The organism is Streptomyces sp. NPDC059895, from assembly GCF_042731035.1.
In the GTDB taxonomy this organism is placed as follows: domain Bacteria; phylum Actinomycetota; class Actinomycetes; order Streptomycetales; family Streptomycetaceae; genus Streptomyces.
The window spans coordinates 14,789-28,037 of the sequence record NZ_JBHWKO010000022.1 but is presented as its reverse complement, the minus strand read 5'-3'; the positions used below and the strand labels follow the sequence as shown (position 1 = coordinate 28,037).

The following is a 13,249-nucleotide window of genomic DNA, read 5'->3' as shown; positions in this document are numbered from 1 at the left end:
GCGGCATACGACGGTCGGTATGGAGTTGGCTGTGAAGCGCTTGTGGTGCCGCACCGATGGGGGCGCAGATGTGTCGTATGCGGGGCCTGACAGGAGTGAGACTCTGCCGTAATCCAGCGCCGCAAGGCAATTCCGAGTCGGGTGTGAAAGCTCACATCCTGTTCGCCCCCCGGGATTTCGCCGTTCGGCCACACACGAAGGCGCCGCCCGACTAGGCTCACAGCCTTTGCCGGACGGCGCCAACTACCGTGTGACCTCTGCCGAATCGAGCAGACGGCTCAGATCGGCCCGTCCTCCAGCATTTCGGTCACAAGGGCCGCGATCTGGGACCTCTCGGACCTGTTCAGGGTGACGTGCGCGAAGAGCGGATGGCCCTTCAGTTTCTCCACCACGGCGACCACTCCGTCATATCGGCCGACGCGCAGATTGTCCCTTTGTGCCACGTCGTGGGTGAGAACGACCCGCGAATTGGCGCCGATACGGGACAGAACGGTCAGCAGGACGTTCCGTTCGAGCGACTGGGCCTCGTCCACGATCACGAACGCGTCATGGAGCGAGCGGCCGCGGATATGGGTGAGCGGGAGGACCTCCAGCATGCCGCGGGCGGTGACCTCCTCGATGACCTCGCGGCTGGTGACCGCCGACAGGGTGTCGAAGACCGCCTGCGCCCATGGGCTCATCTTCTCGGCCTCGGTGCCGGGCAGATAGCCCAGTTCCTGCCCGCCCACCGCGTACAGCGGACGGAAGACCATCACCTTCTGGTGCTGACGGCGCTCCAGGACCGCCTCCAGGCCCGCGCACAGCGCGAGCGCCGACTTGCCGGTGCCGGCCCGGCCGCCCATGGACAGGATCCCGATGTCCGGGTCGAGCAGCAGGTCGAGCGCGATGCGCTGCTCGGCGCTGCGGCCCTTGATGCCGAACGCCTCCCGGTCGCCGCGCACCAGCCGGACGTTGCCCTCGGGCGTCACCCGGCCGAGCGCCTTGCCGCGCTCGGACTGGATGGTCAGGCCGGTGTGTACGGGGAGGTCGGAGGCGTCCGGCACGTACACGTGCCCCTCGTCGAAGAGGATGTCCACCTGTTCGCCCGACAGGGTCAGTTCGGACATCCCGGTCCAGCCGGAGGAGTCCGTGATGGCGAGTTCCGCCCGGTACTCCTCGGCGAGGAGCCCGACGGAGGACGCCTTGATCCTGAGCGGGAGGTCCTTCGACACGACGGTGACGTCGAACCCCTCGGCCTGCAGGTTGCGGGCGACCGCGAGGATGCGTGAGTCGTTGTCCCCCAGGCGGTAGCCGGTGGGCAGCACGCTGGGGTCCGAGTGGTTGAGCTCGACACGGAGGGTCCCGCCCAGTTCCCCGATCGGGATGGGCGCGTCGAGGCGTCCGTACCGCACCCGGTAGTCGTCCAGCAGGCGCAGGGCCTGCCGGGCGAAGTAGCCGAGTTCGGGATGGTGCCGCTTGGCCTCCAGCTCCGTGACCACGACGATGGGGAGCACGACCTCGTGCTCGTCGAAGCGGGTCAGGGCGTTCGGGTCGGCCAGCAGGACGCTGGTGTCGAGAACGTAGGTGCGCCGGTCGGGCTTGTGGCGCTTTGTGCTGGTCACCACGGAAGGACGTACCCCCTCGGATGAGGTCGGGGAGCGACGGAGTGGAGCTGGACCGGAGTTCGGCGCCCCTGCACGGGCCGAAAACCGGCCCTCCGCTGCGTCCGTGCTGACCGCACGATCGGGCTGGTGCAAAGGGCCTCCCGGGCGGACGGCCCCGTGCCGCCCACTGAGGATGCGACACCCGTGGTTCGGGCGTCGACCTGGTTGGACTATGCCCTCGAACACGCGCCGCCATGCCACGGCCCGGAACGGCGCGCTGGTGAACTCCTTGTTACTTCCGCACCGACCGGGGCACTCGCGACGTTTCGCGGGGGCGGTGGGGGTGGGCTCCGGGGCGGGGCGGGATACGCCCGAACGGGTGGCCGGCGGGGGGTGTGTCAGCCGCCGAAACGGCGGTGGCGGGCCGCGTAGTCGCGCAGGGCGCGCAGGAAGTCGACCTTGCGGAAGGCCGGCCAGAAGACGTCGCAGAAGTAGTACTCGGAGTGGGCCGTCTGCCACAGCATGAATCCGGACAGCCGCTGCTCCCCGCTGGTGCGGATCACGAGGTCGGGGTCGGGCTGGGCGCCCGTGTAGAGGTGACGGCCGATCATGTCGATGTCGACGGACTCGGCGAGGTCCTCCATCGAGACGCCGTTGTCCTGGGCGTCGAGGATCATCGAGCGGACGGCGTCGGCGATCTCCTGGCGGCCGCCGTAGCCGATGGCCACGTTGACCAGTATCCCGTCGGTGTGGGCGGTGCTCTCCTCGGCCTCCTTCAGCGTGTGCTGCATGCCGGCCGGGAGCAGGTCGAGGGTGCCGACGTGGTGCACCCGCCAGCGGCCGTCGGCGGCGAGGGTGCGCACGACGTCCTCGATGATGCCGAGGAGGGGGACGAGTTCTTCCTTGGCGCGGTCGAAGTTGTCCGTGGACAGCAGCCAGAGGGTGACGACCTCGACGTCCGTCTCCGAGCACCAGCCGAGGAACTCCTCGATCTTCTCGGCCCCGGCCCGGTGGCCGTGCACGGTGGTGGAGCCGGCGGCCTTCGCCCAGCGGCGGTTGCCGTCCATGATGACGCCGATGTGCTTGGGCACCTGAGCGTGGTCCAGGTGGCCCTCCACCCGGCGTGCGTACAGCCTCACCAGCAGGCCGCGCAGCTTGTCGCGCAGGTTCACGTGAATGTCAGCCCCTCCGTGCGGATGCGGTCCCTCCGGGCGGATGCGGTCCCCGCGAGGCGGAAGCCTACCCCCGCGGGGCCCGGCCCGTGGCGCTCGGGGGCCGCCGACGGCGCGGCATGGGGCCGATGCGGCACGGGGTCGGGGCGGCACGGGGTCGGGGCGGCACGGGGTCGGGGCGGCACGGGACGGCGTGGCACGGGGTCGGTGCTGCTTGGAGTCGGCGCGGCTTGGAGTCGGTGTGGCACTCGCCGGACGCACGCTCCGGCCCCGCCGCCCGGGGGCGCACGCGGGCAAAAAAACGGGCCGGTCCGTGGGGGGGGAGACGGACCGGCCCGAGGGGGGGTCTCCACCATAACCCTTCGTGAGGGATGGTGCGTGCATCAGCGCGCCACAATTACTCTCCGAAGCCGCGCGACGACGCGGCGCTGGTCCCGCGCGACCAGGTTTTCCGATGGCGCATGGCCGAAAGACAGCGGATTCACAGGTCGATCAGTCATACGGCAACGGAAGTGGAGGTATCCGCTTCACTTCGCCCCGTATCGGGCAGGCGGACGGCCGTCCCTCCGACGGGCTACCCCGGGGGCGCGCACCGCCTTGACGCGGACGGCACCGCGCAGCCCCCTCCACCGCGCGGTGACGCCCGCGCTGATTTGCTGGCGCGAATTGCCTGGCCATGAACTTACGTGAGGCAGACGGGTGATGCGAACCGCCGACGATAACGATGTGGAAACCCTGTGGAGATGGCGTGGCGTTCTGTCGCGGAGTAAGACGGAATGCGCTGTTCCGATCGGCTGCGGCGGGGGCGCGGTGGGACCGTGCCGCCACGTGAGCGCGCCGTGGCCGTGGTCAGCGGTGGACCGTGTAGCGCAGCAGGGTGACTCCGTTGGGGAAGGCGCGGGATTCGATGAGGTGGAGGGAGGTGGTGGTGCCGGTGGACGGGAAGAGGGGTTTGCCGCGGCCGAGGAGGACAGGGTGGACGTAGAGCCGGATCTCGTCCACCAGGTCGTGCCGGAGGAAGGCGGCGGCGAGGTCGGCGCCTCCGAGGCCGAGGTCGCCGTTGCCCGGCCGGTTCTTCAGGGCGATGACCTCCTCGGGTACGACCTCCCGGACGATCGTCGTGTTCCAGTCGGCCCGTTCCAGGGTCCGCGAGTACACGTATTTCGGGATGTCGCGCCAGATGCCCGCGAACTCGGCCACGGTCGCGCTCGTTTCGGGGTCGGCGTCGGCCGTGGGCCAGAAGGCGGCCATGAGGTCGTAGGTGACCCTGCCGTGGATCAGGCCGTCCATGTCCCGGATGGTGTCGTTGAAGTGCTGGTGCAGCACGTCGTCGACCCGGTGCCAGGAGATGTCGTGGTCCGGGCCCTCGAAGTACCCGTCGAGGGACACCGACATCATCAGGACGATCCTGCGCATACGACGCCCACCTCTGCGTGTCCCGGCTCGCTACCGTGCAGAGGGTAGCGGCGCGGCCGAGGGGAGACGGGTATGGCACGCTGGCGTGACGGGCGGGGGGAACTCGTGGTGGGCGGCGAGGTCGTCCTGCGGGTCCCCCTGGAGATCGCCACCTCGTACCGGGCGCGGACGCGAGGGCTGCTCGGCCGGGACCGCGTCGAGGGGGCGTTGCTGCTCTCCCCCGCCGGGAGCGTCCACACCTTCGGCATGCGCGTCCCCATCGACGTCGCCTATCTCGACCGCCGCCTCACCGTGATCGCCGTCCGGACCATGCCGCCGGGGCGGCTGGGGCTGCCCCGGCCGCGTTCCCGGCATGTGGTGGAGGCGGCCGCGGGAGCCCTGGCGGGGTGGGGGGTTCGCGTGGGCGTGACGGTGCGGGTGGAGGTGGCCGACGGGGGTGGCGGGGACGGCGGCAGCGGGAGTGACGGCGAGAGCGGTGAGCGGTGAGCGGAGGCGGGAGGGGTGAGTGACGGCCCGGGTCAGCTTGCGGTACGGGGGAAGGTGACCTCCACGCGGCGGTTCTTCTTGCGGCCGGCCTCGGTGGAGTTGTCCGCGATGGGGAACTGCTCGCCGTAGCCGCGCACCTCGAAGGTGATGTTCGGGTCGTTCAGGCCGCCCGCGAGAGCGGCCTGGACGGCGTCGGCGCGCTGTTTCGACAGGACGTCGCCGTGGGCCGAGGAGCCGAGGTTGTCCGTGAAGCCGAAGACGCGGACCTGGGTGGCCTTCTGCGTGTTGATCTCCTGGGCGATCGTGGCGATCCGCGCCTTCGCGGCAGCGCTGAGCGTCGCGCTGTTCTTGCCGAAGAGCACCTCCGCCTGGAGAGCGAAGGTCACGTCGGCGTTGGTGTCCTCCCGGCGTTCGTCGCCGCTCTGGTCCTCGACGACCTGCTTGATGTCCAGCACCTTGGGCTCGGCGAGGGTGGCGCCCTCGGGGAGCTTCAGGTCGGGGTCGTTCGGATCGACCTCGACGGGGGCGGTGGCGGTGGGTTCGGTGCCCGGCGGGACGCTGGGGCCGTCGGCCCGGGCGGGGGACGGGGGGACGAGGAGGAGCGTGGCGGTGACCATCGCCACGGTGAGGGGAGCGGACGCCGTCCGGGTGCGGGTCATGGCCGGCCTCACCCGGAGATCTTGACGACCGCGCTGGGGAACAGCGGCAGCTGGAAGGAGACGTCGGTCGTGTCGGAGGGCGGCGACGGGAACTGGAGGAACACGTCGATCGACTCCCCGGCCTTGAGGGTCGAGAAGCCCGTGGTGGTCAGGGGGCGGCCTTCCGTGTCACGCAGGACGTAGTAGCGCTTCTTGGTCTTGGAGTCGACGAGGGTGGCGCCGCCGAGGGACAGCCCGTTGTTGATGATCTCCGTCTCGTTTCCGCTCAGCGCGGACGGGATCACGGCTTCGGTCCCGCTGTCGTTCTTCAGGGCGCCGTTCACGGTGATGAAGCCGCCGGAGTCACGCGTCACGGAGGTGATCTGCAGAAGAAGCCCGCTCGGGCCCTTCAACTCCGCCAACGGCTCCGCGGACTGGCCCTCCTGCGCACTCGGCTGCGATCCACTGCCCTGATCGGCGGACGCCGAGCTCTGCGGCTTCTTGTCGTCGCCACCACCGCTGCAGGCGGTCGCGCCCAAGGTCAGCCCGATCACGGCGGCCAGCACGGCCGCCCCCCTGCCGGCTTTCGCGGTGAACCGCATGCTCATCACTCTGCTTCCTTCTCCACTCGTCGTTCACACGTCAGCCGGTCAGATGGACATCGAAGAGGTCCTCGGGCCCGGGTAGATCGATGAGGTCCTGCGGATCCAGCTCCCAGTCCCTGGCCTCGCAGGTGAGCTCCGGCAGGACCTCGTCCTCCGCTTCCTCGCCCGGAAGTTCGAACGTGCACAGCGGCTCGATCACGGCGGTCGCTGAAGCATGCGCCCGCGTCGTACTGGTGAGAGGGATGACGGAGTCTCCGGCAGACTGGTTCGCCTGGACGGTGACCCTGTATCCCAGCAGACCGTCCGGGCCGCACTGCACGTTGCCGGCGTCGTTCAGCGCCGCGAGCTGCGCCGCCCGCCAGCAGGAGTCGGTGGCGCCGTTGCCGTCGAAGACGTCCTGCCATTTGGTGGGGTCTTTGACGACCAGCAGCCACTGATCGGCCAACTGGTCCCGGGTCTCCTGCGCCGCCGCGAGCGCCGCCGCGTCGGCGGCGGTCTGGGCGCCGTTCCGGTTCACCGCTGCCTGGCCGACCGCGAAGTACGCGAACGCGAGAAAGAGCAGGCCCGCCACCACCGTGATGTAGATGGGGAAGACCTGCCCTGTGTCGCCACGCCTGCGGGATGGAGTCAGGGAGCCACCTTGGAGATCTGGGTCCTCAACTTGTCCACGATCGTCTGACCCAGGTTCGTATTGGCGATGAGCACCACGATCGCCACCACCACCGCGATGATGCCCAGGTACTCCACCGCGGTCTGTCCCCGGTCGCCACGGCGTCGTACGGCCTGTGCCGTCGTGTTCTTCCAGCCGCTCACCCGGACCCGGGCCGCGACGGTGGTCCTCAGCAGCAGGTCGCTCAGGTCGCTCATGGCGTTCCTCTCCGTTTGAGGCGTTCCCGGCTCTGGGAACGTAGGGCGGAGCGGAGGGCCGGGTGAAGGGTCCCTGGGCCCAAATCCGGGCCCAGGCGGAGAGGTGACGGGGCCTCATGAGGTCACCGCCGTTCCCAGCCACTTGGCGGCCGCCTCGGAGCGGCTGCTGCTGTGCAGTTTGGCGAAGATGCGGTTGATGTGGTTCTTGACCGTCTTCTCGCTGATGAAGCAGGTGGCGGCGATCTGCTGGTTGGTCATGCCGGATGCGATGAGGTCCATGATCTCCGCCTCCCTCGCGCTGAGTTCGAATCCTCGACGCGACTGTCCCACAGCCGATTGCAGTTGCGAAAGCCGTTTGGGAGAAGTCGCTGGAAATGGGGGTGGTTGGGTTACGCCATTGTGTGCAGTCGCATTCTGCGTCGACCTCAGCCGGGTCAGTACGGCGGTCGCCGCGGTCGGGGTGAAGTGGGCCCGGCCCTCCCGGACGTCCCGGACGGCGGACACCAGCTCCTCGACGGTGAACTCCCCGTGGACCAGGTAGCCGCCCGCGCCCCGGCGCAGTGCCTCCTCGACGACCTCCGCTTCGCCGCTGTACGTAAGCATCACGACCGGGGCGATACCGACCAGGTGGGGCAGGGCCGAGAGGCCGTCCACGCCGGGCATGCGGACGTCCAGCAGGACGAGGTCGGGCCGGTGGCGGTGGGCGGCCTCGCAGGCCTCGCGGCCGTCGGCGGCCTCCGCGACGACCGTGATGTCCTCGCGGTCGGAGAGGAGGGCCGCGAGACCGGCGCGGACCACGGGGTTGTCGTCGGCGATCACGACGCGCAGGGGCGGGCGGGCGCCCGGCCGGGGGCGGGAGACGTTTCCGAAGGGGTTCGGTGGCGGCTGCGGCGGTCGGTCCGGCATGGGAGGCGGCCTCCTTTCGTCGTGGGGACGGCGGGTCGTCGTGGGGAGGGCGGGTCGTCGTGGGGAGGGCGGGCGCCACGGGTCATTCGAGGGCCGTGAGCGGGAGTTCCAGGAGCACGCTGGTGCCGCGGGAGTGCGGGCCGTCGCCGAGGTGGAGGCGGGCGCCGACGGAGGCGGCCCGCTCCGCCATGCCGACGAGGCCGAAGTGTCCGCCGCGGCGGAGCTGTTCGAGGGTGGTGCCGGGCGGGAGGCCGCGGCCGTCGTCGAGGACGCTCAGGCGCAGCACGCCGCCGTGGACGCCCGCCCGTACCTCGACGCGGTGCGCGTCCGCGTGACGGTGGGCGTTCTCCAGGGCCTCCGAGGCGATCGTGAGGAGGTGGCGGGCCACGGCCGGCGGGACGGGGAGCGCCGCGCGGTCGCCCGTCGGCTGGAATGCGGCCGGTACGCCGAGGCGGTCGGCGATGTCGCGGGTGCGCGCCGCCAGTTCCGCCAGGACGTCGACGCCCTGCGCGGGGTCCGTCTCGCGGCGCAGGTCGGTGAGGAGTTCGCGGGACTCGGCGGCGGCCCGGCGGGCGGCGCGGGCGATGAGCGCGGCCTGGTGCTGCACACGGGTCCGGTCCACGGTGGCGGCCGCCGCCGAGCGGGCGAGGCCGTCCGCGGCGAGGGCGACACCGTGGAGGGTCTTGGCCACCGAGTCGTGCATCTCGCGGGCCAGACGGGCACGCTCGGCCGCCACCGCCTCGGTGGCGGCGAGCCGGGCCTTGACGGTGGTCAGGGCGTGTGTCGCGGTACCGAAACGGAGCATGAGGTTGCGCAGGGCGGAGCCGACGGCGCCGGTGATGACGCAGAAGCCGGGCAGGAGCAGCCGTTCGGCGAGGCTCGCGCCCGACTCCCGCTCCAGGGTGGCGTGGACGAGCAGGAGGATCAGCGCCTGGAGCGAGGCGAAGCAGGCCGCCCCGCGCCAGCCGTAGACGATGCCCGCGAGGAGGGGCGTGCAGACGCTGACGTAGGCGAGGGTGGTCTCCGGGCCGGCGGAGATCAGCAGGAGGGTGCCGAAGAGGGTGTCCACGGCCAGGAGGGTGGGGTGGCGCAGGAGGAGGGGGCCGAAGCGTTCCCAGTCGCGGAAGAGGGCGTACGAGCCCATGAAGGTGACGACCACGGCCGCGCCGACCAGGCGGGCGCCCAGGCCCGGGGAGGCGTTGAGGAGGGCGGCCGGGGCGGCCAGGGCGATCATGGCGAGACGGAAGCCGAAGACCTGGCGGCACATGGCCTGGAGGGCGTTGATCTGGAGGGTGAGGGAGGGCTGGGTGGCGTGGGGCGGCCCGGCCTCGGGCGTCGGCCCTGCGGACACCGGCCCCTCGGCGAGTGCCCCCTCGGCTCCCCCGCCCCCCGCGCCCGGGCCGTCGCGCCGGTCCGGGCCGTCGTCGCGCCGGTCCGGGCCGTCGTCGCGCCGGTCCGGGCCGTCGTCGCGCCCCTTGGTGGTCGCCGTCATGAGCGTCACCCCGCTCCCCCTACTCGCCCGTGATCGAGGTGAAGTCCGTGCCGGAGCCGAGCAGCATGCCCGCGCCGAGGAGGAGCATGGTGGCCGGGACCATGAACGTGGTGATCATCAAGGTGGCCTTGGGGACCGCCCGAGCCGCCTTGCGGCGGGCGTTCTGGGCGTCGGTGCGGCGCATGTCCTTGGCGATGGAGACCAGCGTGTCCACGATCGGTGCGCCCAGTTCCTCGCCCTGCTGGAGCGCCGTGACGAACATGGCGACCTGTTCGGAGTCGTTGCGGCGGCGCAGTTCGGCGAAGGCCTCGCGGCGGCTCATGCCGAGGTCCATCTGGCGGAGCGTGATGCGGATCTCGTCGGCCCACGGCCCCTCGTACCGGGACGCCACGCGGTCGAGGGCCTGGCGGAAGCCGAGGCCCGCGCTCACGACGACGGCCAGGACGTCCAGGAAGTCGGGCAGCGTCCGTTCGATCGCGTCCTTGCGGACGCGGATGGCGGACCAGATGCCGACCTCGGACCAGAACACGCCGAAGGCGACCATGAGGAGGGCGAGGAAGTAGCTGCCCTGGAGGAGGGCGACCAGGCCGCCGAGGGCGCCGACCGCGCCGTAGACCGCGCGCCGGGCGGCGTAGCGGTCGATGGTGAGGCCGCCGGGGTTTCCGGCGAGGTCGATCCGGCGCCGGTACCTGGCGACCTGCGCGGGGCCCATGAGGCGCAGGACGGCGGGGGCGTACCGCATGCCGAGGCGGTCGACGAGGGAGCCGACGGCGCCGGTGCGGCTGGAGCCGATCTCCAGGGCCAGCGCGAGGTCGCTGGGCAGTTTGGCGTCGGCGCGGTACATGCGCAGGCCGGTGAAGGCGCCCCAGACGCCGAGGCCCATGACGAGTGCGAGCAGCAGTTCCATGGCGGGCGGTTCCTCCCCGGCCTCAGACGTCGATGCGGGACATGCGGCGGATGAGGACGAAGCCGACGGCGTACAGCCCGAAGGCGATGATCACGGCCGCCTGGCCCAGGGGGGAGCCCGTCATGCGGTCGAGGGTGCCGTCCTCGACGCTGTTCATCAGGAACAGCGCCCCGACCCCGAGCACCGGCACGGCGTACGAGGTCATGTTCACCTGCGACAGCTGCGTGCGCACCTCCCGTCGCGTCTCCTTGCGTTCCTCGAGCGTCTCCGTCAGGTTCCGCAGCGCACCGACGACCTGGCCGCCGGCCCGGTTGGAGAGGACCAGGGTCGTGACGAGGACGACCAGTTCGCGGGAGGGGAGGCGGTCGGCGAGTTCGCCGAGGGCGTCGTCGAGGGAGTGGCCGACGGCCAGCTGGTTGGCGACCTTGGCCAGTTCCTCGCCGGCCGGGGCCTCCAGCTCCTCCGCGGCCATGCCGATCGCGGTGCGCAGGGCGAGGCCGGCGTGGGTGGCGTTGGCGAGGATGCGGGCGAGTTCGGGGAGCTGGTTGATGAAGCGTTCGATGCGTTTCTGGCGCTGCCAGGTGAGGAACTGCCAGGCCGCCCAGATACCGAGGACGCCCGCCAGGGGGCCGAAGAAGGGGGCGAGGGTGGCCTGGCCGATCAGCCACAGGGCGGCGACCGCCGCCAGCATGTAGACGAAGAACTCGCCCGGCGTCACGTCCAGGCCCGTCGCGTTGAGCTTCCGTTCCAGGGTGCGGCCCAGGTGCGTACGGCGCAGCCGCCGGTCCAGGGCGCGGAAGCGGCGCCGGCGGCCGGTGAGGGGGATCTGGCCGGTGGCGGAGAGGCGGTCGACGAGGGCCGCCCGCTGGGCGCGGCCCCGCCCGTAGGTGTGCAGGCCCGCCACGGCCAGGACGCAGGTCAGGAGGGTCACGCCGGTGGTGAGGGTGATCAGGGTGTTCAGATCCATGGGTCGTGTCCTGTCCGTCCTGTCCGTCCTGTCCGTCCTGCTCTACCGGGCTTCTCGGGTCGTCAGTTCGTCGAGCGTGCGGGCCACGCCGAAGGCCTGCGGGATGGGCTGGCTCGCCATGTAGAGGCGGTCGGCGGCGCGGCGCGGCAACGGGAAGTACTCGAAGGAGCCGTGGATGCGGCCGTCCGCCGTCATCGGCCGGGCGTGGAAGCGGGCGATCGTCGCCAGCCGGTAGGGCTCGCCGCCGTGGCTGTCGAGGAGGGCGATCTCGGTGATGCGGCGGGCGCCGTCGGCGAAGCGGGTGAGCTGGATGATGACGTCCACCGCGCTGTTGATCTGGTCGTGGAGGGCGACGAAGGGGATCTCGACGTCCGACATGGAGGCCAGCGTCTGCAGGCGCATCAGGGCGTCCTCGGCGCTGTTGGCGTGGACCGTGGCGAGGGAGCCGTCGTGGCCCGTCGACATGGCCTGGAGCATGTCGAGCGACTCGCCGCCGCGGACCTCGCCGACCACGATCCGGTCGGGGCGCATGCGCAGCGAGTTGCGGACCAGGTCGCGGATGGTGATGCGGCCCTTGCCCTCGACGTTCGGGGGGCGGGACTCCAGGCGGATCACGTGCGACTGCTGGAGCTGGAGTTCCGCGGAGTCCTCGATGGTGATGATGCGTTCGCCGTCGGGGATCAGGCCCGAGAGGGCGTTGAGCAGTGTCGTCTTGCCCGTGCCGGTCGCGCCGGAGACGATCACGTTGAACTTCGCCTGCACCAGGCCCGCCAGCAGGTACACCATGTGCTCGTCGAGGGAGCCGAAGCCGATCAGTTCGTGCAGGGTGAAGGAGCGCGGGAAGCGGCGGATGGTGAGGGTGGGGCCGGTCAGCGACAGCGGGGGGATGATGACGTTGACGCGTTCGCCGGAGGGGAGGCGGGCGTCGACCATCGGGTTGGTTTCGTCGACGCGGCGGTTGACCGTGGAGACGATGCGTTCGATGGTCTGCATGAGCTGGTCGTTCGACGCGAAGCGGATCGGGAGCTGCTCGACCCGGCCGGCCCGTTCCACGAAGATCGCGTCGGGGCCGTTGACCATGATCTCCGTGATGGACGCGTCCTCCAGGAGCGGCTCCAGGATGCCCAGGCCGAGTGCCTCGTCGACCACCCGGCGGATGAGCTGGGAGCGTTCCGCGGTGGACAGCACGGGGCCCTCGCGGCTGATGATGTGCCCCAGCACCCGCTCCAGGCGGGCCCTGCGCTCCGCCGCCGCCAGCGCGCTCATCTCCGCGAGGTCGATCTCCTCCAGCAGCTTGGCCCGGTAGGAGGCGACCAGGTGGCCGTCCTCGCCCCGGCCGGTGTTCTCCTCGGGCGAGGTGATGCGTGCGCGCAGGCTCATGTCCGGTGCCTTCCTTCGCTGGCCTTCAGTGGTCGACCGGCATCGTGGCCGTCTTGCGGGCCTGGCCGAAGTCGCCGATCCCGGGGATGACGGACGGGATGGTGACGCCGGCGGTGACCCGGACCTCGTCGCCCAGACCGGCGCTCGTGCAGCTGGTGCCGCCGGCCAGCCAGGAGCTGACCGCGCCCTGGCAGGCCTGCTGGGCGCCCTTGTCGAGGGAGGCGCTGCGGGCTCCGGCCCGGGCCGCCGTCCCCGCCTGCTGGGCCGTGTACGCGATCAGGCCCAACTGGACGGCGGCCAGGGCGACGAGGAGCAGGATCGGCACGAAGCCGAGGTATTCGAGGGCGACCTGGCCCCGGTCGCGGCGGAGCTCGCGGACGCGGTCGCGGCGCCCCCCGCGGGGGGTGAACCGCCGGCAGTCCCGGTAGCCGTCCCACCGCCGGTCACGGTGCTCGTACGCCATCTCAGTCGTCCTCCTCCTCGACCGCGCCCGCATGACCGTGCACCTCGAACGGGAAGGAGATCGTGCCGGGGAAGAGGACGGGGACCCGCAGGGTGACCCGGGCCGTCACGTACTCCGCGGACCACCCGCAGTCGATCTGGGCGCCGGACTGCCACGCGCCCGACAGCTTCTGCGTGCCCGCCTGTTCGCACACGGCCTGCCGCTCCCCCCGATGCGCCGCCGTCCCCGCCCGCACCGCCTCGTCGGCAGCATTCCCCGCGAGCGTGAAGGTGTACCCCACCAGCACGAACTGCCACACGACCACCAGGGTCACGATGATGAGCGGGGTCATGCCGAGCAACTCGATCGTGACCTGACCCCGGTCGTC

15 protein-coding genes are annotated in these 13,249 nt (G+C 71.2%); 1 reads left to right on the top strand and 14 read right to left on the bottom strand.

The window, feature by feature from the left end; all coding sequences use genetic code 11:
• Window positions 1-278: 278 nt before the first annotated feature.
• The 3 genes from ACFV9M_RS24055 to ACFV9M_RS24045 form a co-directional block, all read right to left on the bottom strand.
• Entirely contained in the window at window positions 279-1,604 is a 1,326-nt protein-coding gene (locus ACFV9M_RS24055) for a PhoH family protein (protein WP_385067435.1), read from the bottom strand.
• A gap of 377 nt (window positions 1,605-1,981) precedes the next feature.
• The gene (locus ACFV9M_RS24050; protein ID WP_385067437.1) at window positions 1,982-2,755 is read right to left on the bottom strand and encodes an isoprenyl transferase; all 774 of its coding nucleotides are present in this window, start codon (window positions 2,753-2,755) and stop codon (window positions 1,982-1,984) included.
• Between the two features lie 849 nt (window positions 2,756-3,604).
• Window positions 3,605-4,171, bottom strand: coding sequence for a dihydrofolate reductase family protein (locus ACFV9M_RS24045; RefSeq protein WP_385067438.1), 567 nt, complete (start codon window positions 4,169-4,171; stop codon window positions 3,605-3,607).
• Window positions 4,172-4,243: 72 nt separating this feature from the next.
• Here ACFV9M_RS24045 and ACFV9M_RS24040 point away from each other — a divergent pair, with 72 nt between their 5' ends.
• Window positions 4,244-4,657 carry a DUF192 domain-containing protein gene (locus ACFV9M_RS24040; RefSeq protein ID WP_385067441.1) on the top strand — a complete coding sequence of 138 codons (414 nt, stop codon included), beginning with the start codon at window positions 4,244-4,246 and terminating at the stop codon, window positions 4,655-4,657.
• A 32-nt stretch (window positions 4,658-4,689) separates the two neighbouring features.
• Here the strand turns inward: ACFV9M_RS24040 and ACFV9M_RS24035 are convergent, their stop codons facing one another.
• The 11 genes from ACFV9M_RS24035 to ACFV9M_RS23985 form a co-directional block, all read right to left on the bottom strand.
• The gene (locus ACFV9M_RS24035) at window positions 4,690-5,316 is read right to left on the bottom strand and encodes an OmpA family protein (RefSeq protein WP_385067444.1); all 627 of its coding nucleotides are present in this window, start codon (window positions 5,314-5,316) and stop codon (window positions 4,690-4,692) included.
• 8 nt (window positions 5,317-5,324) lie between these two features.
• On the bottom strand, window positions 5,325-5,903 hold the full coding sequence (locus ACFV9M_RS24030) for a hypothetical protein (RefSeq protein ID WP_385067446.1): 579 nt from the start codon (window positions 5,901-5,903) through the stop codon (window positions 5,325-5,327).
• Between the two features lie 34 nt (window positions 5,904-5,937).
• Window positions 5,938-6,531 carry a pilus assembly protein TadG-related protein gene (locus ACFV9M_RS24025; RefSeq protein ID WP_385067506.1) on the bottom strand — a complete coding sequence of 198 codons (594 nt, stop codon included), beginning with the start codon at window positions 6,529-6,531 and terminating at the stop codon, window positions 5,938-5,940.
• On the bottom strand, window positions 6,528-6,758 hold the full coding sequence (locus tag ACFV9M_RS24020) for a Flp family type IVb pilin (RefSeq protein ID WP_385067509.1): 231 nt from the start codon (window positions 6,756-6,758) through the stop codon (window positions 6,528-6,530). Before ACFV9M_RS24020 ends, ACFV9M_RS24025 begins: the two co-directional genes overlap by 4 nt.
• 123 nt (window positions 6,759-6,881) lie before the next feature.
• The gene (locus tag ACFV9M_RS24015) at window positions 6,882-7,673 is read right to left on the bottom strand and encodes a response regulator (RefSeq protein ID WP_385067449.1); all 792 of its coding nucleotides are present in this window, start codon (window positions 7,671-7,673) and stop codon (window positions 6,882-6,884) included.
• A gap of 82 nt (window positions 7,674-7,755) precedes the next feature.
• Window positions 7,756-9,165 carry a sensor histidine kinase gene (locus ACFV9M_RS24010; RefSeq protein ID WP_385067452.1) on the bottom strand — a complete coding sequence of 470 codons (1,410 nt, stop codon included), beginning with the start codon at window positions 9,163-9,165 and terminating at the stop codon, window positions 7,756-7,758.
• 19 nt (window positions 9,166-9,184) lie between these two features.
• Window positions 9,185-10,072: a DUF5936 domain-containing protein gene (locus ACFV9M_RS24005; RefSeq protein ID WP_385067455.1), complete on the bottom strand. Its 888-nt coding sequence runs from the start codon at window positions 10,070-10,072 to the stop codon at window positions 9,185-9,187.
• 22 nt (window positions 10,073-10,094) lie between these two features.
• Window positions 10,095-11,039 (bottom strand): type II secretion system F family protein, encoded by a 945-nt coding sequence (locus ACFV9M_RS24000; protein ID WP_385067458.1) that lies wholly within the window; start codon window positions 11,037-11,039, stop codon window positions 10,095-10,097.
• Window positions 11,040-11,081: 42 nt separating this feature from the next.
• Window positions 11,082-12,419, bottom strand: coding sequence for a CpaF family protein (locus tag ACFV9M_RS23995; RefSeq protein ID WP_385067460.1), 1,338 nt, complete (start codon window positions 12,417-12,419; stop codon window positions 11,082-11,084).
• A gap of 25 nt (window positions 12,420-12,444) precedes the next feature.
• Window positions 12,445-12,882, bottom strand: coding sequence for a TadE/TadG family type IV pilus assembly protein (locus tag ACFV9M_RS23990; RefSeq protein WP_385067464.1), 438 nt, complete (start codon window positions 12,880-12,882; stop codon window positions 12,445-12,447).
• Between the two features lies 1 nt (window position 12,883).
• Window positions 12,884-13,213: a pilus assembly protein gene (locus ACFV9M_RS23985; protein WP_385067511.1), complete on the bottom strand. Its 330-nt coding sequence runs from the start codon at window positions 13,211-13,213 to the stop codon at window positions 12,884-12,886.
• Between the last annotated feature and the right edge of the window lie 36 nt (window positions 13,214-13,249).